Source organism: Embleya sp. NBC_00896 (genome assembly GCF_045207785.1).
Taxonomy (GTDB): domain Bacteria; phylum Actinomycetota; class Actinomycetes; order Streptomycetales; family Streptomycetaceae; genus Embleya.
The window spans coordinates 3,655,179-3,675,376 of record NZ_CP108776.1; the positions used below are offsets into that span (position 1 = coordinate 3,655,179).

The window sequence follows — 20,198 nt, forward strand, 5'->3', positions numbered from 1 at the left end:
TCTGCGGGGGCCTGCTGATCCTCGCGGCCTGGGGCCGCTGTTCTGCGACGACTGGGAGAGCTCCCGACCGGACCCGGACGGCGCGGCCCGAGCCTGGCCGATCCCGGCGCGACTCGTGAGCTATTCCTTGACACGAATATTCTCTGTCGAGAATACTAGTGCCATGGACGAACTCCTCGCCGCACTGGCCGATCCGGCCCGTTGGCGGCTCGTGGCCCTGCTGGCCGAACGGCCCCGTTCGGTCGGCGTGCTCGCGCAGCTCGCCGAGGCGCGGCAGCCGCAGACGACCAAGCACCTGCAGACCCTCGAGCGCGCCGGCGTCGTCAGCTCCCAGCGCACCGGACAGCGCCGCGTCTACGCGCTCCGGCCCGGCCCCCTGCGGGACCTGGCGGCTGCGCTGGGCCGGCTCGCCGACACCGCCGACCAGGCCGGCGGCCCGGGCGAGACCTACGACCGGTACGGGCTCAGCCTCCAGGCCGAGCGGCTCGCCGCGGCGGAGCCGGGGTGGGCCGACGGCCGCTCGTTCCGGTTCCTCCGGTCCCTGCCGGGGCAGCCGGACCTGGTCTGGCGCCACCTGACCGAGGCCGCCCTGCTCGCCCGGTGGTGGGCGCCCGACGACCTCCGCGTCGCCGAACTCGTCTTCGAGGCGCGACCGGGCGGGCGGGTCGTCCTGGAGTACCGCGACGCCGAGGACGCCGACGGCTCCGACCCGGTCGCCGGACGCGCGGAGGGGGTCGTCGACGACGTACGCCCCGGCGAGCGCCTCGCCTACCGGCTCTCCCCGCTGCTTCCGGACGGCGGCCTCGCGTTCACCGCGCACGTCGACCTCGGCCTCCGGCCCACCGGCACGGGCACCGGCACGGGCACCGGCACGGACCTCGACGTCCACTGGCGGATCGCCGACAGCACCGTCGACTCCGCGGACTTCATCGCCGGCATCGAGATCGGCTTCCGCCAGAGCCTCGACAAGCTCGCGGCGACCCTTGCCCCGGCCGCGCACGGCGCCGACGACGAGTCCGGCACACCACCAACTGAGCCCACCCCCACGGGAAAGCGAGTACAGCCATGACCAACCCGACCGCACGCAGGGTGACCGCCAACATCGCCATCACCCTCGACGGGCGCTACCACGGCCCCGGCGGGCCCGCCGACATGGGCGCGATCGTCGGTTACGCCACCACCGAGGTCGCGCGGGATCACCTCACCCGCATCTGGGAAGGCGCGACGACGGCGCTGCTCGGCCGGGTCCACGCCGAGGGGTTCCTGGGGTACTGGCCGACGGTCGCCGCGGACGAGAACGCCGACCCGCGTGACCGCGGCTACGCGAAGTGGCTGGTCGACACGGAAAAGGTGGTCCTGTCGACCACCTTGACCGAAGCGCCGTGGGAACGCGCCCGCGTCGTCGACGCCCCGGTCGCCGACGTCGTCGCCGAGCTCAAGGCCACCGGCGAGGGCGACATCCTCGCCAACACCAGCCCGACCGTCATCAAGGCGCTCCTGGCGGCGGACCTGGTCGATCGGCTGTACCTCCTGATCTGCCCCGAGATCGCCGGCGGCGGACAGCGGCTGTTCGACGACGGCCTGCCCGGCTCGCGATGGAAGGTCGCACACCAGGAGATCGGCGAACTGGGCGAGATCGCCGTGATCTACGACCGCATCCGCTGACCCCGCTCGCCTCGGCGCACGCGGCCGACGACGCGGCCCGAACTCCGCTCCGGAGCCGCCGCGTTGCTGCCGCTGCCGCCCGCGCATGGTCCGACACGTTCGCCGCGAACCGCGAACCCGCGAACCGCGCCGTGCTCCTCGCTCGCCGCCGCCCTGGTCGCCGAGTGGTTGTTCAGCCGGGGCTCGGGCGGGCACTTGGGGCTGCGGGAGGGTTGTGCGGGTGTGCGCGGGCCACTTCGGGAACCGGTGAGTGGGGCGGGGGTGTTCCGTTCGAGCCGGGGTTTTGGGTGTCGATGTCCGGCGGTTTGTGGGTTTGATCATGGGCGGCGGGTCGATGATGGCGGGGTGACGGGGTGGCAGCGGGTCTTGTGGTGGGTGTTGGCGGTCGTGGGGGCGGGGGCCGCCGTTGCTTCGGTGGTGTGGGGGATCGGCGATGAGTTGGAGAAGGCCGATCAGGTCGCGAGTGTGGTCGGGGCGATCGCGGGGGTCGCGGCCTTGGCGTTGTCGCTGTATCAGGTGACCCGGCCTTCGCCACCCGGGCCGCAACCCGGGACGGGGACACCATCGCCTCCGGCGCCGGCCCCGACGGGCCCCGTCACGGCGGGGGATCGGTCGATCGTCGCGGGGCGAGACGTCATCGGGTCGTCGACAGGCGACCACGGTCCGGCGGGTTCGGCGGGGCCGGGCGTGCAGGCGTCGCCGCCTTCACCGGCTCCGTCACCTCCACCGGCCTCGCCTCCGCCGCCTGCGGGTCCCACCACCGCCGGGAATCGCTCGATCGTCGCCGGTCGCGACGTGCGTAATTCCTCGACCGGGGACGGACCTACGCCCGGCACGCCATGAACGGGCCGCGCGATCGTGCGACCGAAAGTCCTCCACCGCCCCCGTCGGCATCCGCCGGTGAGCGATCGATCATCGGAGGCCGGGACGCGATCGGCTCCTCCACCGGGGACAACTCCCCCATCCTGAACGTACATGGGCCCGTCACGGTCGTGCCCGCGGTGCCGTTTCGGGTGGCGGCGTCGGTGCCGGCCCCGGCGGGGTTGTGCAATGTGCCGCAGGTGGGGCGGTTCGTCGGCCGCGACGACGCGCTCCGGGCCTTTGGCTCCGCCGGGAACCAGGCCCGCGCGATACCGCTGTACGCGGACACCCTCGCCGACTACGTGCGGGTGTTGGGCGAAGACCACCCGGACACGCCGGCCACCCGCAACAACCTCGCCGGCGCCTACAAGTCGGCCGGGGACCCGCAGCGCGCGATCCCGCTCTACGAGAGCACCCTCGCCGACTACGTGCGGGTCCTGGGCGAGGAGCACCCGATGACGGGGATCGTGCGTGCGAACCTGGCGAACGCGCGCGGATCCACGTGATTCTCGACCGCGATGCATAGTCGCCGGCGGATCCGTTCCGCCCTGCGGGGCTCGCCCCCGCCCCCGTGCCGTCCGCCCTTGTAACGTTCCGCGCGCCTCGGGCCAAGAAGGGAAACGGACGAAGGGATGTAGCGCATGGGTGAGTCCGACCTGGTTCGGATCGGGCGGGATCCGACAGCCTTCGAGGCGTTCTATCGGAGGCACTTCGAGGCGGTGACGCGGTTTGTCGCGCGGCGGGTCGATGATCCGCATACCGTCGCCGACCTGACGGCGGAATCGTTTCTGGCCGCCATCGGGTCCGTGCGTACCTACCGCGCGGATCGGGGCAGCGAGGTCGCCTGGTTGTTCGGGGTGGCTCGGCATGTCGTGCAGGCCGAGAACCGTAGGGCGGCGCGTGAACGGCGGGCCGCCCATCGCAGCGCCGGGCGGCGGCAGCTCGACGACGACGACATGGCCCGCATGGAAGAGCGGATCGACGCCGAGAGTTCGGCCCGCCGGGTGTACGCCACTCTCGCCGGCTTGCCCGAGGGTGAGCGGGCCCTGATCGAGTTGATGTCGGTCGACGGGTTGTCCGTGACCGAGGCCGCCGCCGCCCTCGGGATACGGCCGGTCACCGCACGGGTGCGTCTGCACCGTGCCCGCAAGGCACTCAGCATTCCGATCGCCCCGCCGACCGCGTCGGTCGCGGTGGCACAACCAATCGAGGTTCGATGAACGCCAAGAGCGAATTCCAGGAGCAGTTGCTCACCGAGTTGCAGGCCGTCGTCGCCGAGCGGGCGGCCGCGCCGGTCCCGCCCACTCGGCGCAGCGCCCGACGGATCGGGGCGCTCGTCGCGGTCGTCGCCGCGGCGGCCGTCTCGGCCGTGGTGGTACCGACGTTCTTCGACGGCACGGCCACACCGGCCTATGCGGCGGAACGCGACGACGACGGCACGATCAAGATCCGCGTGCGGGAGTTCACCGACTCGTCGGGGCTCCAGGGGCGGCTTCGGGACCTGGGTGTGAACGCCGTCGTGGACTTCGTGCCCGTGGACCGGCAGTGTGCGGAGCCACGAGCGGACTTCGCCCCGTACGACCCGCTCCTGCTGACCAGCGAGGCACCGACCGAGGAGACCGAGGGGTACCTGCGGCTGCACCCGGATCGGATCGCGCCCGGAAAGGCGCTCGTACTCGAGGTCTACTACCGGAACGACACCGGCGGCCACGTAAGCAGCGACCGCGCCCGGATCGCGACCGGTCCGGTGGCACCCTGCCGGCTCCTGCCCGGAAAGGTCGTCGTCGGTCCCGGAAACTGACCCCGACTGCTCGGGGATCACGGGGCCGAGTCTCCGTCGTGAGGCGGGGCGCCGGGGTCGGACGTGTTCGATCCGACCCCGGCGCCCCCATGTGTGCGCTTCCACGGTGGTCCCGACCTCGACCTCGATCCCGACCTCGGCGCCCCTACCGGCTTTTGGCTGGTTTGTGGGTTTGATCATGAACAGCGGGTCGATGATGTCGTCGTGAATCGGCAGGACAACGCGGCCCCGGACGAGAACGCGGCAACGGCTGGGGACACGCCTGCCGGCGAACGCTCGATCGCGGGTGGCCGGGATGTGGTCGGCTCAACGACCGGGGACAACTCCCCTGTCCTGAACGTGAATGTGAGCGTGGACGGACCGGTCACGGTCGTGCGCGCGGTGCCGATCCGGCCGGTGGCGTCGGTGGAGGCCCCGACGGGGTTGTGCAATGTGCCGCGGGTGGGGTTGTTCGTCGGGCGGGACGACGCGCTCCGGGCGTTGGACATCGCGCTCACGAATCCGGGCGGCGTAATCGTGCAGGCCGTCAACGGCTTAGGCGGGATCGGCAAGTCGGCGTTGGCGGCGCACTGGGCCCGCACCCGGTCCGGCGCGACACCACGCTGGTGGATCACCGCCGAGGACCCGGCCGCCGTGAACGCCGGCCTGGCCGAGCTCGGCCGCGTCCTGCAACCGGCCCTGGCCGAACAGCCGACCGACGTGTTGCGCGAGCAGGCGCTGCAATGGCTCGCGTCCCACGACGACTGGTTGATCGTCCTGGACAACGTCGACGACCCGGAGGATGTCAAACCCCTGCTCTCTCGGGTGAATTCGGGCCGCTTCCTGATCACCACCCGCCGGGCGACCGGCTGGTACGGCCTCGCCACCCCACTGGCGTTGAACGTCCTCGCCGAAGGCGAGGCCGTCGACCTGTTCATCCGCATCCTGACGCACGCCCGGCCCGGCGGCAGCGACGGCGTCGGCGTCGGCGTCGGCGTCGGCGCGGTTTGCGCGGAACTCGGCCACCTACCCCTGGCGGTCGAACAAGCCGCCGCGTTCTGCGCCGAGACCGGCACCACACCCCACGCCTACCTCGACATGCTCGCCCGCTGGCCGGTGGAGACGTTCGCGGCCACCGCCGAAGGCGGCGACGCCTCCCGCAGCATCGCCCGGATCTGGCGGATCACCCTGGACCGCCTCACCGACACCCCTCTCCCGGGCGACATCCTGCGGATCCTCGCCTGGTACGCCCCCAACGACATCCCCCGAGTACTCCTGACCGACCTCGCCCCACCCCCCATACTCGCCAAGGCCATCGGCCGCCTGACCGCCTACAGCCTGATCACCGACAACGCCGACGGCACCCTCAGCGTCCACCGCCTCGTCCAGACCCTCGCCCGCACCCCCGACCCCGACGACCCCCACCGCCGGGCCGCCGACATCGACCGGGCACGAGAGCACGCCACCGCCCTGCTCAACGAAGCCTTCCCCGGCAACGTCAAGAACCCCACGGCATGGCCCGAGTGCCGCACACTCCTGCTCCACATCGACGCACTCGCCCAACACACACCCCACAACAAGGACACCCACACCACCGCGACCCTTCTCGACCAAGCCGCAGGCTTCCTCCTTGGTCAGGGCGCGGTCGGCGGCGCCATCAGCCACTACGAACGCGCGCTCGCCGGCCGCGTGCGGGTATTGGGTGAGGAGGACCTCGACACCTTGGGCTCCCGCAACAACCTCGCCTACACCTATGAATCGGTTGGGGATCTGGGTCGGGCGATCCCGATGCTCGAAGCGGTCTCGGCCGACTCCGTGCGGGTGTTGGGTGAAGACCACCCGAACTCCCTGACCTCCCTCAACAACCTCGCCGGCGCCTATGAATCGGCCGGGGATCTCGCTCGGGCCATTCCGATGTTCGAGGCGGTCCTGGCCGGCCGCACGCGAGTGCTGGGTGAAGACCACCCCGACACCCTGGAGTCCCGCAGCAACGTCGCCTACACCTATGAATCGGCCGGGGATCCGGGTCGGGCGATTCCGATGTTCGAGGCGGTCCTGGCCGGCCGCACGCGAGTACTGGGTGAAGACCACCCCGACACCCTGCGCTCCCGCAACAACCTCGCCTTCGCCTACGAATCGACCGGGGACCCGAGGGCGATCTCGATGCTCGCGGCGGTCTCGATCGACTGCGTACGGGTGTTGGGTGAGGAGCACCCCGACACCCTGATCGCGTGCAACAACCTCGCCGCCGCCTACAAATCGGTGGGGGATCCGAGTCGGGCGATTCCGATGTTCGAGGCGGTCCTGGCCGGCCGCACGCGAGTGCTGGGTGAAGACCACCCCGACACCCTGGGCTCCCGCAACAACCTCGCCTGCGTCTACTTGTCGGCAGGAGACCTCGGCCGGGCGATTCCGATGCTCAAAGCGATCTCGGCCGACCGCGTGCGAGTCTTGGGCGAAGACCACCCCGACACCCTGACGACCCGCAACAACCTCGCCTATGCCTACCACTCGGCCGGCAATCTGGGGCGCGCGATCTCGATGTACGAGGCGACCCTCGCCGACCGGGTGCGGATCCTCGGCCGCGACCATCCGGACACCCTGGTCTCCCACAACAACCTCGCCTGCGTCTACCAGGAGGCGGGCGAACCACGCCGCGCGGTCTCGATGTACGAGGCGACCCTCGCCGACCGGGTGCGAATCCTCGGGCAAAACCACCCGGACACCCTGATGACCCGCAACAACCTCGCCGGTGCCTACCAGGCGGCCGGCGACTTCGGCCGGGCGATCCCGCTGCGCGAGGCGGTCTTGGCCGACCACGTGCGGGTGTCGGGTAAAGACCACCCGGACACCCTGACCAGCCGCAACAACCTTGCCGGCGCCTACTGGGAGAGTGGGGATCGCCGGCAGGCGGTACAGCTGCTCAAGGGCGTACTCGCCGACTGCGTCCGGGTTTTCGGGAAAGAGCATCCGACGACGAAATTGGTGCGGGCGAATCTGGCGGGTGTGCGTGGCGGCATGTGATTCGTGCGCCGTGGCCGTCGCGCCGGCCGGTGCTTCGGCGGTGGACCCGGTCGCCGATCGCGAACGTCGGCGCCGGGTGCCGCGAATCCCCTACGGCCGCACGGCCGGGAGCAGGGTCCGAGCCGGCTTGACCACCTTCATCAGCGGTCCGGGCAGCGTCACCGCCAGCATCGCCGCGTCGTCCTCCAGCTTCCCGCCCACGTGCGCCAGCAGGCCCTGCTCCACCGCGTCCAGCATCGCGGAGGCGTCGTTGTGGGCGTGCGTGGCCAGGTGGTCGGTCAGCGCGTAGAACCGGCCGGTGGTGTCCCTGGCCTCGGTGACGCCGTCGGTGTGCAGGAGCAGGACGTCGCCGGGGCGGAAGCGGACCCGGTCCACCACGCGCGTCGTGGGTTCCGACAGGTCCATGCCCAGCGGCAGGCCCGCCTCCGCGATCACCTCGCCGACGGTGCCGCTGCGCACCAGCAGGGGGGACGGGTGACCGCACGCCAGGACCTGCATCGCGCCTTCCTCGGGGGACAGTTCCACCATCACGGCGGTCACGAAGTCCTCGCCGTCGAGCTGCCGGCCCAGGCTCCGGTCGACCCGGTTGCCCACCTCCGCGAGCGTCGGCGCGTCGTACGCGGCCTCGCGGAACGCGCCCAACGTACGCGCGGCCACGTCGACCGCCCCCAGGCCCTTGCCACGCACGTCGCCGAGCAGCACCCGCACCCCGTACGGCGTCTCCAGGACCTCGTACAGGTCACCGCCGATCGACGCCTCCTCGGCCGCCGCGCGATAGCGGACCGCGAAGCCGAAGCGGCCGATCATCCTGGGCACCGGCCGCAGCAGCGCGCGCTGGGCCACCTCGGCCACCGACTGCACCCTGCTCAGCCGGGCGTCCTGCCGCCGCCGCTCCCAACCGACCCAGCAACCGAACAGGGTCACGATCAGGATGGCCGCCGAGGTGCCGGTCGAGTTCGTGTACTCGCCGGTGCGCGTCTCCGGGTGCAGCAGCACGCGCGTCGCCAGCGCCACCACCCCGGCCGACGCGGTCAGCCACGGCCGGTACGCCATCGCCACGACCGCCGGAACAGCGATCAGCACCGCGTGCATGTCCAGGTACGCCGGTGCGAACACGCTGGTCAGCAACACCGCCACGTACAGACCCACTGCCACCGAAACAGCACGTCCGGCGGGAAGGGTCATGGTGGGCATGTGTCGGGACCTTTCGTTGACGCACGTTGACGCACAGGAGACGGACCGTCGACCAACTGCATCCATCGTGACCGGGCATGAGGCACGTGGACAGGGGCGAAGGTCCCATTAGGTCCAAAACGTACATAAAACTGTCCAAACAGGCACTTGACATTGCCGCCATACGTGTTCGATCCCAGGCCATATGCTGCGCCCATGCCCCGTGACTCCGGCCCCACCAGGCGCCGCATCGTCGAGGCCGCCGAGATTCTCTTCGCGCGGCAGGGCCTCGATGTCCCGTTGCAGGACATCACCCGTGCGGCGGGTCAGCGCAACGCCGGAGCCATCCACTACCACTTCGGCGGCCGCGAGGGACTGCTGCGCGCGATCGTCGAACAGCACGTGCCCCTCGTGTACGCGCGACGGCAGGCGCTGCTCGCCACCGCCCGCGAGTGCCCCGAGGACCTGTCCGGGTACGCGCGGGCGATCGTGCTGCCGATCACCGAGCTGCTCAACGGCTCGCCCGCCGACCGGGCCTATCTCCAGATCTCGGTCGAACTGCTCCGGGACGCGACGTCGCCGGTGACTCCGCTGCTCGGCGGCGAGGACGTCCAGGAGGTCGTGGACGCGGTCGCCGCCGCGCGCCCCGCGCTGACCGCGACCGCGCTGCAGACCCGGGCCTTCCTCGTGACGCAGATGGTCGGCATGCTGTGCGCGGCCCGAGCAGCGCGGCACAGCCGGCCGCCCCGGCCCGACGGGATCGTCTCGACGGGGCTGCTGGACCCGGAGGCGTTCGACCAACACCTGACGGCGATCGTCGCGGGCGCACTCGCGGGCGGCTGAGCGGCGCGGGCACCCCCGGTACGGAATCTATTGACTCCTTCGGAGGCCGGTATTAAACACTCTCTTTAATTAGAGGTTTCGGCTGAGGAAGGGACGTCATGGCGAACTACGACGTGGTCATCAAGGGCGGGATCGTCGTCGACGGCTCCGGCAACCCGCGGTTCCGGGGCGACATCGCGATCACGGACGGCGTGATCAGCCGGATCGGTCGGATCCCCGCGGCGGACGCGGACCGGGTCATCGACGCGACCGGCCTGATCGTCGCGCCCGGCTTCATCGACCTGCACACGCACTACGACGGCCAGGTGTTCTGGGACCCGTACCTGACCATGTCCGGCCCGCACGGCGTGACCTCGGTGGTCACCGGCAACTGCGGCTTCGGGTTCGCACCGGTGCGCGAGGACATGCGCGAGCGGGCGATGCTGTCCATGACCGCCGTCGAGGACATCCCGACCGAGACGCTGCGCGAGGGCATGCCGTGGAACTGGGTCACCTTCCCCGACTACCTGGACAGCGTCGAGCGGGCACCGAAGGCGCTGAACATCCTTCCGTACGTGCCGGTGAACCCGCTGCTGATCTGGGTCCTGGGCCTGGAGCGGGCCAAGGCCGGCGCACAGCCGACGGACGCGGAGCACGCGGAACTCGCCCGCCTGCTCGAAGAGGCGATGGAGGCCGGCGCGTGCGGCTGGTCCGCGCAGTGCCTGGGGGAGCCCGGCAACCCCGGCGGGCGGCTGATGCAGGGCGACTTCGACGGCACGCCGATGCCGACCGACATCATGTGGCCACAGACCCGGCTCGCGCTCGCCGAGGCGCTGGCCCGCCAGGGGCGCGGCTTCATGCAGGTCTCGGGCACGCAGATCACCGAGGAGGAGTACGAGAACCTCGTCGAGGTCAGCGGCCGACCGCTGATCTGGAACGCGGTGATCGCCAATTCGCGCAGCGGCGGCCTGTACAAGCGCAAGATCGAGTGGCTGCGGCGCTGTCAGGAGCGCGGCATCCCGATCTACGGCCAGGCGATGACCACCGACGTGCCGGTGCCGTTCAGCTTCCTGTACGGCGGCGTGTCCACCCGGCCGCCGGTCGCCACGATCTTCGAGGCCGAGACGGTCGAGGAGAAGATCGCGATGCTGAACGACCCCGCGGTGCGGGCCGAGCTGCGCGAGTTCGACCCGCTGTTCTACCACCTGTACCCGGACATGAAGCTGCACCGCACCTTCACCGACGAGTACAAGCAGTACGAGGGCCTGACCTTCAAGGAGATCGGCGCCAAGCTCGACCGGCACCCGGTCGACGTGCTGTGCGACGTCACGATCGCCGACGGGCTGACGACCGAGGTGCACACCGGCCAGTTCAACGCGACGTTGGAGGGGCTCAAGGAACTCGTCGACTACGAGTACCTGCTCCCCGGCCTGTCGGACGGCGGCGCGCACCTCAAGACGCTGAGTGCGGGCATGTACGGCACCGAGTACATCGTCGAGTACGTCCGCAAGCACGCGTGGACCTCGCTGGAGCAGGCGCACTGGCGGCTGTCCGGCCTGCCGGCGCGCTGCGCGGGCTTCACCGACCGGGGCGTGCTCAGCGAGGGCGCCGCGGCCGACATCATCGTCTACGACTACGACGAACTCGGCTACGGCGAACCGGTGTTCGTCCACGACCTGCCGGCAGGTCAGCTCCGGACCGTGATCGACGCCAAGGGCTACCGGTACATCCTGGTCAACGGCCGGGTGACCATCGAGAACGACGCGCCCACCGGCGTCCACAGCGGCGAACTCCTGCGCCACGGACGCCGCGCGCGCTGAACCGCATCGCGGTCGCCCAACCGGCGCCGACGATCGCGTGCCGGGCCCGGGGCTCCTCCTTCGGCGCGCGGCACTCGATCGTCGGCGCCTTCTACTGCTCCCGGGCAACGCCCCGGCGCCGTGGCCGGGAACGTTCACCGGTTCTCGGCGTGGTTGACGAATTCGGCACGCAACGCCGCCCGCGTGCTCGCCGGGAGGTGACCGACTTCCCCGGCCAAAACGCACTTCCCGTGCGGGGTACACCTTCGCGTTGGCAGTGTTGTCTCCGGTTGCCTGGTCGGCGGCCCTTGTCGGTGTGATCGAAGCGAGGATTCTCATCGGAACGACCCCTGGTCCCGAACTCGGCCCCGGCGAACCGGAGTTCGCCCCCGGGCCCACGCCCGAGGCCCGACGGCGGCGGATCCTCATCGGGCTGGTCGTGACCGCCCTGGTGCTGTCCGGCGGAGGACGGGTGGCCGCACGGTTCGTCAAGTCGCCCGGCGAGAAGGCCGCAGCGGCCAAGGCGCCCGCATCGTCGGTGATCTCGGCGGTGGTGGAGCGGCGGGTGCTCACCGACACGGTGGTGTTGCGGGGGACGGTGACGGCGGGACAGACGGTCACGGTGGCACCGCAGGTGTCCGTCGGCGGGGGCAAGGACGGTGGCGGGGCGACGAAGCCGGTGGTGACCGGGGTTCGGGTCAAAGCCGGGGACGTGCTGAAGGCCGGGCAGGTGCTGCTGGAGGTGTCCGGGCGGCCGGTCTTCGTGTTGCCTGGGGAGTTGCCGGTGTATCGGGATCTGCGGCCGGGTGGCGAGGGACGCGATGTCGAGCAGTTGCAGGTCGCGCTGAAAGGGCTCGGGTACAAGGTCGGTACGGACAAGGCGGGGACCTACGGGGCCGGGACGAAGGCGGCCGTGGCGGCGTTCTACAAGGCGACCGGGTACGACGCGCCGGCGGCGGGTGGGGACGACGCGATCAAGGCCGCCGAGGAGCGGGTCACGGGCGCGGAACGGGCGTTGGCCCAGGCCCGGGACGGGGCCAAGGCGGGCGGTGCGACGTCGCCACCCGCCTCCGGTGCGGCGGACGCATCGAAGGCCGCGGCCCAGCAGGTGCGCTACGCGAGCGAGGACCTGACCAAGGCGAAGAACGCGCTCACCGAGCTCAAGGCGAAGTCGGGCGCGATGTTGCCCGCCGCCGAGGTGGTGTTCCTGAGCCGCTTCCCGGCCAGAGTCGACGCGGTCCAGGCGGTCGTGGGCGGTGAGGTCAAGGACAAGGCCCTGACGGTGTCGGCCGGGGACCTGGTCGTGAAGGGGTGGTTGGCGCCGCACGAGAAGGGCCTGGTGCGGCCCGGCCTGAAGGTGAAGATCCTGTCGGAGCTGTCCGGGATCGAGGCCGCCGGCGAGGTCCGGTCGATCGCGGACGCCCCGGCCGCCGCGAACGAGGAGGGCGCCGCCCAGGGCGCCGGTGGCGCGTCGGCGCCGATGTCGGCCGGCGGCCGGGGCTACGCGATGATCGTCGTGCCCGCCGCGGCGTTGGATCCCAAACTGGCCGGTCAGGACGTCCGCTTGACCGTCGAGGCGGCCTCGTCGGGCGGTCCCGTCCTGGTCGTGCCGGTGTCGGCGGTCTCCGCCGGCGCGGACGGCCGGACCGTGGTGACAGTGCTCGACCAGGGCGGCGCGCAGCGGCGGGTGGAGATCCGTCCGGGTACCTCCGGCGACGGGTATGTGGAGGTGGCACCGGTCGGCGGCGGCGCGCTCGACGCGGCCGACCGCGTCGTGGTCGGCGCGGCCCGCAAGGACGCCGCCCCCGGCGCCGTGGGCGCGCGCCCGTGACGGGCGGGGAGGCGTCCCCCGATGAGCCTGGACGACCTCCTCGGCCCCCGACGCAAAGCCGCCACCCCGAAGAACGGCATCACTACGCCACAACCCGCTTCCGAGCATGGACGGGGTCCGCCCTCGGGTAACCATGCGGCACGACGAACAAGGGGGCGCGATGTCGAAAAAGACCCGCAAGCGCAAGTCCCGCCGCAAGCACAGAGCCAACCACGGCCACCGCCCGGCCTGATCCGACCACCGCATCCGACCTCGGACACCGAGCCGGCGAAGCCGCGAACTCCCGGTCCGCGGAGGCCACTCGGTGCCTGTCGGATTCTGCTCGGCACTTCCGACGTGGCGACCGCACCCCGCCTGCCGAAAGCGGGCGCGGGTGCGGGGGCGGGCCCGCTCATCCGGGTGACGCGTGGGTGTCGATCCGGGCGGTTCGGTCGATCGCGTCAGCCGTACATCCGGCGCATCGCGAAGGCGATCATCTGTTCTATGGCCTTCGCGTCGAACATCACGCGGTGCTCGCCGTCCAGGTCGAGCACGAAGCCGTAGCCGTTCGGCAGCAGGTCCAGGACCTCCGCGCCGGTCACCGTGAAGTGTCGGGATTCCTCGCCGGCGTACTTCTTCAGCTCGGCGAGCGAGCTGAACATCGGGATCACCGGTTCCGGGGTGTTGTGCAGGGCCAGGAAACCCGGGCGATCACCTCTCGGGCAGAAGACCTTGGACGCTATGAAGATGGACTGGAAGTCCTCGCCGTTCATGACACCCGTGGCGAACGCGCGCACGGCGTCGGTGAGCGCCGGCGCTTCCGCTCGGGCCTGGGGTTCTTCCGTTGCGTAGCCGTACACACCACGAGGCTAGCGGGTCCGGGGCCCGGGTTTGAGCCCTCCATCGAGACGGTCACATGTACCTGGTGGTAACCGGATGGGAACCTCACGGGCATTGAAAAAGTTACCCATGGGTACGATCATTATGTTACTCACCAGTACACTGGGTTCAGTTCAGTTCAGTCAGCGCAGTTCACCAGACGCAACCACGGGCGGAGCCTGTCATGGGTCACTACAAGTCGAATCTCCGCGACCTGGAGTTCAACCTGTTCGAGGTCTTCGGACGCGAGCAGGTCTATGGCACGGGTCCGTACGCGGACATGGACGTCGACACCGCGCGGTCGATCCTCGAAGAGGTCGAGCGCCTCGCGGTCAACGATCTCGCCGATTCCTTCGCGGAGGGCGACCGCAACCCACCGGTCTTCGACCCGACGACGCACTCGGCCACGCTGCCGGAGGCGTTCAAGAAGTCGTACAAGGCGTACATGGACTCGGAGTGGTGGCGCCTCGCGCTCCCCGAGAACATGGGCGGCACCAACTGCCCGCGTTCGCTGCGCTGGTCGGTGGCCGAGCTGGTGCTCGGCGCCAACCCTGCCCTGTGGATGTACGCGGCCGGTCCCGACTTCGCCCAGGTGCTGCACTCGCTCGGCACCGAGGAGCAGAAGCAGGTCGCCATGCACATGGTCGACCGCCAGTGGGGCTCCACGATGGTGCTGACCGAGCCCGACGCGGGCTCCGACGTCGGCGCGGGCCGGACCAAGGCGATCAAGCAGGAGGACGGCACCTGGCACATCCAGGGCGTCAAGCGCTTCATCACCTCGGGTGACCAGGACATGACCGAGAACATCATCCACCTGGTGCTCGCGCGCCCGGAGGGTGCGGGCCCCGGCACCAAGGGCCTGTCGCTGTTCGTCGTGCCGAAGTTCCACTTCGACCAGGCGACCGGCGAACTCGGCGAGCGCAACGGCGCCTTCGTCACCAACGTCGAGCACAAGATGGGCCTCAAGGTCTCCACGACCTGCGAGCTCACCTTCGGCGAGCACGGCGTCCCCGCGGTGGGCACGCTCGTCGGCGAGGTGCACAGCGGCATCGCGCAGATGTTCAAGATCATCGAGTACGCCCGAATGATGGTCGGCACCAAGGCCATCGCGACGCTGTCGACCGGCTACCTCAACGCGCTCGAGTACGCGAAGGAGCGCGCGCAGGGCGCCGACCTCGCGCAGATGACGAACAAGGCCGCGCCGCGCGTGACCATCACGCACCACCCCGACGTGCGCCGCTCGCTGCTCACCCAGAAGGCGTACGTCGAGGGCATGCGCGCACTCGTGATGTACACGTCCTCGTGGCAGGACCGGATCGAGGGTGCCGCGCTCGTCGGCGAGACGGACGAGACCGCCGACCGCGTCAACGACCTGCTGCTGCCGATCGTCAAGGGTTACGGCTCGGAGAAGTCGTACGAGCAGCTCGCTCAGTCGCTGCAGACCTTCGGCGGCTCGGGCTTCCTCCAGGAATACCCGATCGAGCAGTACATCCGGGACGCCAAGATCGACACCCTCTACGAGGGCACCACCGCGATCCAGGGCCAGGACTTCTTCTTCCGCAAGATCGTCCGTGACCAGGGCAAGGCGCTGACCGTCGTGGCCGGCGAGATCCAGGAGTTCATCGCCGCGAACGCCGAGGGCGCGCTGGCCGCCGAGGTCAAGCTGCTCGCGACCGCCGCCGAGGACGTCCAGGGCATGGTCGCCGCGATGATCAACCAGCTGATGGCGTCCGAGCAGGAGATCGACTCGATCTACAAGGTCGGCCAGAACACGACGCGGCTGCTGATCGCGGCGGGCGACCTGGTGGTGTCGTGGCTGCTGCTGCGCCAGGCGAGCGTGGCGCTGGAGAAGCTGGGCGGGACGCCGGGTCGGGACGAGGCGTTCTACCAGGGCAAGGTCGCGGCCGCGAAGCACTTCGCGCGGGAGATCCTGCCGCTGCTCACGCCGCAGCGGTTGATGGTGGAAGAGATCGACAACGCGATCATGGAGCTGCCGGAAGCGGCTTTCTGATTGGGCGGCTGCTTTTTTTGGGCGGCTTCGCCGCCGGCTCGCGAGGCGCCGCTTTTTGCTCCCCCGCTTCGCTCCTCCGCAAAAAGCGGCGCCTCGCTCGTGACGTCGTGCCCCTCCACTTCGTTCCGGGGCACGACGTCTTACCTCGCGGCTCCGCCGCTCTCCTCGCTTCGCTCGTCGATCCCGAGCGTGGCGCCGTCGGTGGGCGCTGACGCACCGGGGGTGGGGGGCTCGGTGGGGGTTGTTCAAGGCCGTCCTTCGTCCTCCCGTGTCGGGGGCGGGGGGCGGTCTCGTGGTTTTGGCGGGCGTAGTCTCGGGGGCGGAGTGCCCGAAACGATCTTCGCGGCGGCCGCCGTGGACCTTGGAGTGTGTATGACCTCGCGCCGGTTCGACCGGACCCACACCGACGACCTGATCGAGTTCATCGGAGCCAGTCCGTCCCCGTACCACGCGGCGGCGAACGTGGCCGAGCGGCTGGAGGCCGCAGGCTTTCGGCGGCTCGTGGAGACGGCCGCGTGGGACGGCGAGGCGGGCGGGCGGTACGTGCTGCGCGGCGGTGCGATCGTGGCCTGGTACGTGCCCGAGGGCACCGAGGTCACCCGCGGGTTCCGGATCTTCGGCGCGCACACCGACTCGCCCACGCTGCGGGTCAAGCCGCACCCCGACACCGGTGCGGCCGGGTGGCGGCAGGTCGCCGTCGAGCTGTACGGCGGCACGCTGCTGAACACCTGGCTCGACCGCGACCTGGGGCTGTCGGGGCGGATCGCGCTGCGCGACGGCACCGAGCGCCTGGTCCTCGTGGACCGCCCGCTGCTGCGCGTGCCCCAGCTCGCCATCCACCTCGACCGCACGGTCAACGAGGCGGGCCTCCAGCTCGACAAGCAGCAGCACATGACCCCGATCTGGGGGCTCGGCAAGATCGACGAGGGGGCGCTGATCCGCTTCGTCGCGGACGAGGCCGGGGTCGACGCCGAGGACGTCGCCGGGTGGGACCTGATGGTCCACGACGTGCAGAAGCCGGCCTACATCGGCCGCGACGGCGAACTGCTCGCGGCCGCCCGCCTGGACAACCTGCTGTCCGTGCACGCGGGCCTGGCGGCCCTGCTCGCGGCGGCGCACGACGGTGCGGCGCACATCCCCGTGTTCGGTGCGTTCGACCACGAGGAGACCGGCAGCGAGTCGACCACCGGCGCGGCCGGGCCGCTCCTGGAGACCGTGCTGACCCGGGTGGTCAGCTCGCGCGGCGGGTCGCTCGACGACCGGGCCCGCGCGTTCGCCGACTCGTTCCACCTCTCCAGCGACGTCGGCCACGCGGTGCACCCGAACTACGTCGGACGGCACGAGCCCGGCCACCACCCGGTGCCCAACGGCGGCCCGATCCTGAAGGTCAACACGAACCAGCGCTACGCGACCGACGCGCGCGGGCGGGCCGTGTGGGCCGCCGCGTGCGAGCGCGCCGGGGTGCCGTGGCAGACCTTCGTCGGCATCAACTCGATGGGCTGCGGGACCACGATCGGCCCGATCACCGCGACCCGCCTGGGGATCGAGACCGTGGACGTCGGCGCGGCGTGCCTGTCGATGCACTCGTCGCGCGAGCTGTGCGGCGCCGAGGACCCGCACCTGCTCGCCTCCGCCGCGGCCGCCTTCCTGGCGGGCTGAGCGCGTTCCGAATCCGTTCGCATGGGTTGCGACACTCCGGGTAGACGCGAGCCGACAGACAATCGGGCACAGCGAAAACCCGCCGCACGCAAGCGGATCGGAGTGAACGACTCATGGGCATCGGAGCGGGCATCCTGCTGATCGCGGTGGGCGCGATCCTGACCTTCGCAACCGACTGGAGCGTGTCCGGCCTCAACCTGGACATCGTCGGCATCGTGCTCATGCTCGCCGGCGTCGTCGGCATCGCGATGTTCCTCGTCGTATGGGCGCCGCGGCAGCGCGACGCGTCGCTCAACCCCGGCCCGCCGCCGGTGGACGGCTACATCGAGCAGCCGCCGGTCGAGCGCGTCGTCCAGGAACGGCCGACCCGCCGCTACTACCGGCGCTGAGACCACGACCACCGCCCCCTGACGACCGCGGCCCCGGAGTCCTTCCCCTCCCGCTCCGGGCCGCGGTCGTCGCCGTCCGGCCCGGGAGCAACCCGAGAGCAGCACCCGGGAGCGCCGCTCAGGTGTGCGGCATGCGCAGCCGGCGCACGCGGTGCCCCGCCGACTCGACCACGGTCAGGTACAGCTCCTCGTCGAGGTCGGCGACCACCGCCGCCGGCTCCTCCAGGCTCGTCAGCAGGGTGGAGACGAACCCGTCGGCCGGGTCGTAGCGACGCAGCGCGCCGTTGTAGGTGTCCGCGACCACCACCGAGCCGTCCGGCAACGCATCGACGCCCAGCGGGTGTTGGAACAGCGCGTGGTCGGCCGGGCCGTCCCGCAGACCGAAGTCGAACAGGCCGCGGCCGACGACCGTCTCGATCCGGCCGTCGACCAGCCGGCGCAGCGCCGAGCTCTCCGCGTCCACGATCCACAACGTGTGCCGGTCCGGCGAGACCGCCAGGCCCGAGGGCTGGGCGAAGTTGGCGGTGTCGACCGGGCCGTCCTCCATCCCCTCGTCGGTGGTGCCGGCCAGCACGCCGACCCCCTCGCCGACCGGGTCGAACTCCCAGAGCTGGTGCACGCCGGCCATCGCGACGATGATCCGGCCGCCGAACCACGCGAGGTCCCACGGGCTGGACAGATCGATCGAGCGGGCCGCGCCGTGGTCGGACGCGCCGCTCCGCCACTGCCGCCCGGTGCCCGCGACCGTCCGGGTCGAGCCGGTGGCCAGCGAGACGCCGCGCAGGGCGTGGTTGGCGGTGTCGGCGACCACGATGTCGTACCGCACGTGCGCGGCGACCTCGGTGGGCAGCAGGGCCATCCCGTGCGGCTCGGCGAACATCGCGTGCCGCGGGCCGCCGTCGAGCATGCCGCGCCGGCCGGTACCGATCCGGCGCAGGACCGTGCGGCCGTCGTCGGACAGTTCGGCGAGCGAGTGGTGGCCGGTGTCCGCGACCAGCAGCGCGCCGGAGGGCAGCCGCAGCACCTTGCCCGGGAAGCGCAGGTCGGTGCGCGGCGATTCGAGCCGCTCGTACTCCTCCGGGACCCGGCGCAGCGTGCCCTTGCCCTCGTGCTCGGCCGTCAAATCGCGGATCAGCGCCTCGATTTCGGTGCTGTGCCCCGCACCGGACAACTGTGCGACGACATAGCCCTCGGGGTCGACGACCACCAGGGTGGGCCACGCGTGCACCGCGTACTGCTTCCAGGTGGACAGCTCGGGGTCGTCCAGGACCGGGTGCCGCACCTCGTGCCGCTGTACGGCGCACACGACCGTGCCGTGCTCGGCCTCGTGCTCGAACTTGGGCGAGTGCACGCCGATCACGGTGAGCACGTCGCGGTGGCGGTCCTCGATGTCGCGCAGTTCCTCCAGCACGTGGTGGCAGTTCACGCAGGCCGACGTCCAGAAGTCGAGCAGCACGATCCGCCCGCGCAGATCGGCCAGGGTCGGGCCGGGCCCCTCGGTGTTGATCCAGCCGCCGGAACCGGACAACTCGGGGGCCCGGACCCGGGCTCGGCGCGCGGAGCTGCTCATGATCCGAAGTGAACCATCCGGGTCGGCCACAGTCGGCCGCCGTGGGCGTGTACGGGACGCACCCCACCCAACCGGGCGTATCCGGACAGTGCCCGCACGACTGATCGCCGTCGAACGGGGAAGTCTGCTCGACAACGTGTCGCGACCGTGGAGGCAGCAGTGTTCGGGGACGAGTACGACGGAGCCCAGGTGTATCCGGGAGTAGCTCCCGGCCGCTATCTCGTGCGCGAGAAGATGTTCGCGATCGGCGACGACTTCTGGGTCACGACCGAGGACGGCGAGAAGGTCTATCTCGTCGACGGCAAGGCACTGACCCTGCACGACCGGCTGGAGCTCAAGGACGCGGCCGGCACGGTGCTCGCCACCGTGAAGAAGAAGATCATGACGATCCACCACGCGATGAAGGTAGAGGACTCGACCGGCGAAACGGTCGCGACGGTGCGCAAGAAGATGTTCACGCCGCTGCACGAGGCGTTCGAGGTGGAGCTCGCGATCGGGCTCGAACTGTCCGTCCGCGGCGACATGTTCCACCACGAGTACGGGATCTCGGGCCCGAACGGGCCGGTCGCGCAGATCACCCGCAAGTGGTTGCGCGTGCGCGACACGTACGGCGTCGACATCGCGCCCGGGTGGGACCACGCGCTGATCATCGCGATCGCGGTGTGCGTGGACCGGTTGAGCAGCGAGGACGACGACTGAACCGCACGGATCGACGCCGAGCGATCGGTGGGCACGCCGCTCGAAATCGAGTTCGAG

At 70.8% G+C, this 20,198-nt stretch carries 15 protein-coding genes and 1 pseudogene; 13 read left to right on the forward strand and 3 right to left on the reverse strand.

Going from position 1 to position 20,198, the window contains the following annotated elements:
- Positions 1-163: 163 nt before the first annotated feature.
- The 6 genes from OG928_RS16575 to OG928_RS16600 all read left to right on the forward strand — a co-directional run bounded on the left by OG928_RS16575 (position 164) and on the right by OG928_RS16600 (position 7,330).
- Complete coding sequence (locus tag OG928_RS16575) at positions 164-1,069, forward strand: metalloregulator ArsR/SmtB family transcription factor (protein ID WP_406284359.1); 906 nt, start codon at positions 164-166, stop codon at positions 1,067-1,069.
- On the forward strand, positions 1,066-1,665 hold the full coding sequence (locus tag OG928_RS16580) for a dihydrofolate reductase family protein (RefSeq protein ID WP_406284361.1): 600 nt from the start codon (positions 1,066-1,068) through the stop codon (positions 1,663-1,665). The genes OG928_RS16575 and OG928_RS16580 overlap by 4 nt, the downstream gene beginning before the upstream one ends.
- A 992-nt stretch (positions 1,666-2,657) precedes the next feature.
- Positions 2,658-3,032, forward strand: coding sequence for a tetratricopeptide repeat protein (locus OG928_RS16585; RefSeq protein ID WP_406284363.1), 375 nt, complete (start codon positions 2,658-2,660; stop codon positions 3,030-3,032).
- A 135-nt stretch (positions 3,033-3,167) separates the two neighbouring features.
- Complete coding sequence (locus OG928_RS16590; RefSeq protein WP_406284364.1) at positions 3,168-3,746, forward strand: RNA polymerase sigma factor; 579 nt, start codon at positions 3,168-3,170, stop codon at positions 3,744-3,746.
- The gene (locus OG928_RS16595) at positions 3,743-4,327 is read left to right on the forward strand and encodes a hypothetical protein (RefSeq protein WP_406284366.1); all 585 of its coding nucleotides are present in this window, start codon (positions 3,743-3,745) and stop codon (positions 4,325-4,327) included. The genes OG928_RS16590 and OG928_RS16595 overlap by 4 nt, the downstream gene beginning before the upstream one ends.
- Before the next feature lie 204 nt (positions 4,328-4,531).
- Positions 4,532-7,330 (forward strand): tetratricopeptide repeat protein, encoded by a 2,799-nt coding sequence (locus OG928_RS16600; protein ID WP_406284368.1) that lies wholly within the window; start codon positions 4,532-4,534, stop codon positions 7,328-7,330.
- Positions 7,331-7,420: 90 nt separating this feature from the next.
- Here the strand turns inward: OG928_RS16600 and OG928_RS16605 are convergent, their stop codons facing one another.
- Positions 7,421-8,524: a PP2C family protein-serine/threonine phosphatase gene (locus OG928_RS16605; protein WP_406284370.1), complete on the reverse strand. Its 1,104-nt coding sequence runs from the start codon at positions 8,522-8,524 to the stop codon at positions 7,421-7,423.
- 195 nt (positions 8,525-8,719) lie between these two features.
- Between OG928_RS16605 and OG928_RS16610 the strand changes: the two genes are divergently transcribed.
- The 3 genes from OG928_RS16610 to OG928_RS16620 all read left to right on the forward strand — a co-directional run bounded on the left by OG928_RS16610 (position 8,720) and on the right by OG928_RS16620 (position 12,955).
- Positions 8,720-9,346: a TetR/AcrR family transcriptional regulator gene (locus OG928_RS16610; protein WP_406284372.1), complete on the forward strand. Its 627-nt coding sequence runs from the start codon at positions 8,720-8,722 to the stop codon at positions 9,344-9,346.
- 98 nt (positions 9,347-9,444) lie between these two features.
- The gene (locus OG928_RS16615; RefSeq protein WP_406284374.1) at positions 9,445-11,145 is read left to right on the forward strand and encodes an amidohydrolase family protein; all 1,701 of its coding nucleotides are present in this window, start codon (positions 9,445-9,447) and stop codon (positions 11,143-11,145) included.
- A gap of 295 nt (positions 11,146-11,440) precedes the next feature.
- The gene (locus OG928_RS16620; RefSeq protein ID WP_406284376.1) at positions 11,441-12,955 is read left to right on the forward strand and encodes a peptidoglycan-binding protein; all 1,515 of its coding nucleotides are present in this window, start codon (positions 11,441-11,443) and stop codon (positions 12,953-12,955) included.
- A gap of 440 nt (positions 12,956-13,395) precedes the next feature.
- On the opposite strand, the gene OG928_RS16625 is transcribed toward OG928_RS16620, so the two are convergent.
- Positions 13,396-13,794: an SseB family protein gene (locus OG928_RS16625; protein WP_078976240.1), complete on the reverse strand. Its 399-nt coding sequence runs from the start codon at positions 13,792-13,794 to the stop codon at positions 13,396-13,398.
- Between the two features lie 203 nt (positions 13,795-13,997).
- Between OG928_RS16625 and OG928_RS16630 the strand changes: the two genes are divergently transcribed.
- The 3 genes from OG928_RS16630 to OG928_RS16640 all read left to right on the forward strand — a co-directional run bounded on the left by OG928_RS16630 (position 13,998) and on the right by OG928_RS16640 (position 17,872).
- On the forward strand, positions 13,998-15,824 hold the full coding sequence (locus tag OG928_RS16630) for an acyl-CoA dehydrogenase (RefSeq protein WP_406284378.1): 1,827 nt from the start codon (positions 13,998-14,000) through the stop codon (positions 15,822-15,824).
- A 372-nt stretch (positions 15,825-16,196) separates the two neighbouring features.
- Positions 16,197-17,483: a M18 family aminopeptidase gene (locus OG928_RS16635; protein ID WP_406284380.1), complete on the forward strand. Its 1,287-nt coding sequence runs from the start codon at positions 16,197-16,199 to the stop codon at positions 17,481-17,483.
- A gap of 113 nt (positions 17,484-17,596) precedes the next feature.
- The gene (locus OG928_RS16640; protein WP_406284382.1) at positions 17,597-17,872 is read left to right on the forward strand and encodes a DUF6458 family protein; all 276 of its coding nucleotides are present in this window, start codon (positions 17,597-17,599) and stop codon (positions 17,870-17,872) included.
- 127 nt (positions 17,873-17,999) lie between these two features.
- On the opposite strand, the pseudogene OG928_RS16645 reads toward OG928_RS16640, so the two are convergent.
- Positions 18,000-19,442: pseudogene (locus tag OG928_RS16645) on the reverse strand (thioredoxin-like domain-containing protein); the annotation flags it as partial.
- 147 nt (positions 19,443-19,589) lie between these two features.
- Here OG928_RS16645 and OG928_RS16650 point away from each other — a divergent pair.
- The gene (locus OG928_RS16650) at positions 19,590-20,141 is read left to right on the forward strand and encodes an LURP-one-related/scramblase family protein (RefSeq protein WP_406284384.1); all 552 of its coding nucleotides are present in this window, start codon (positions 19,590-19,592) and stop codon (positions 20,139-20,141) included.
- Positions 20,142-20,198: the final 57 nt, after the last annotated feature.

Excerpts from the sequence above, each read along its gene's own strand:
- OG928_RS16575 (WP_406284359.1), top strand. The coding sequence starts at position 164 with ATGGACGAACTCCTCGCCGCACTGGCCGATCCGGCCCGTTGGCGGCTC.
- OG928_RS16580 (WP_406284361.1), top strand. The coding sequence starts at position 1,066 with ATGACCAACCCGACCGCACGCAGGGTGACCGCCAACATCGCCATCACC.
- OG928_RS16590 (WP_406284364.1), top strand. The coding sequence starts at position 3,168 with ATGGGTGAGTCCGACCTGGTTCGGATCGGGCGGGATCCGACAGCCTTC.
- OG928_RS16595 (WP_406284366.1), top strand. The coding sequence starts at position 3,743 with ATGAACGCCAAGAGCGAATTCCAGGAGCAGTTGCTCACCGAGTTGCAG.
- OG928_RS16605 (WP_406284370.1), bottom strand. The coding sequence starts at position 8,524 with ATGCCCACCATGACCCTTCCCGCCGGACGTGCTGTTTCGGTGGCAGTG.
- OG928_RS16610 (WP_406284372.1), top strand. The coding sequence starts at position 8,720 with ATGCCCCGTGACTCCGGCCCCACCAGGCGCCGCATCGTCGAGGCCGCC.
- OG928_RS16615 (WP_406284374.1), top strand. The coding sequence starts at position 9,445 with ATGGCGAACTACGACGTGGTCATCAAGGGCGGGATCGTCGTCGACGGC.
- OG928_RS16630 (WP_406284378.1), top strand. The coding sequence starts at position 13,998 with ATGGGTCACTACAAGTCGAATCTCCGCGACCTGGAGTTCAACCTGTTC.
- OG928_RS16635 (WP_406284380.1), top strand. The coding sequence starts at position 16,197 with ATGACCTCGCGCCGGTTCGACCGGACCCACACCGACGACCTGATCGAG.
- OG928_RS16640 (WP_406284382.1), top strand. The coding sequence starts at position 17,597 with ATGGGCATCGGAGCGGGCATCCTGCTGATCGCGGTGGGCGCGATCCTG.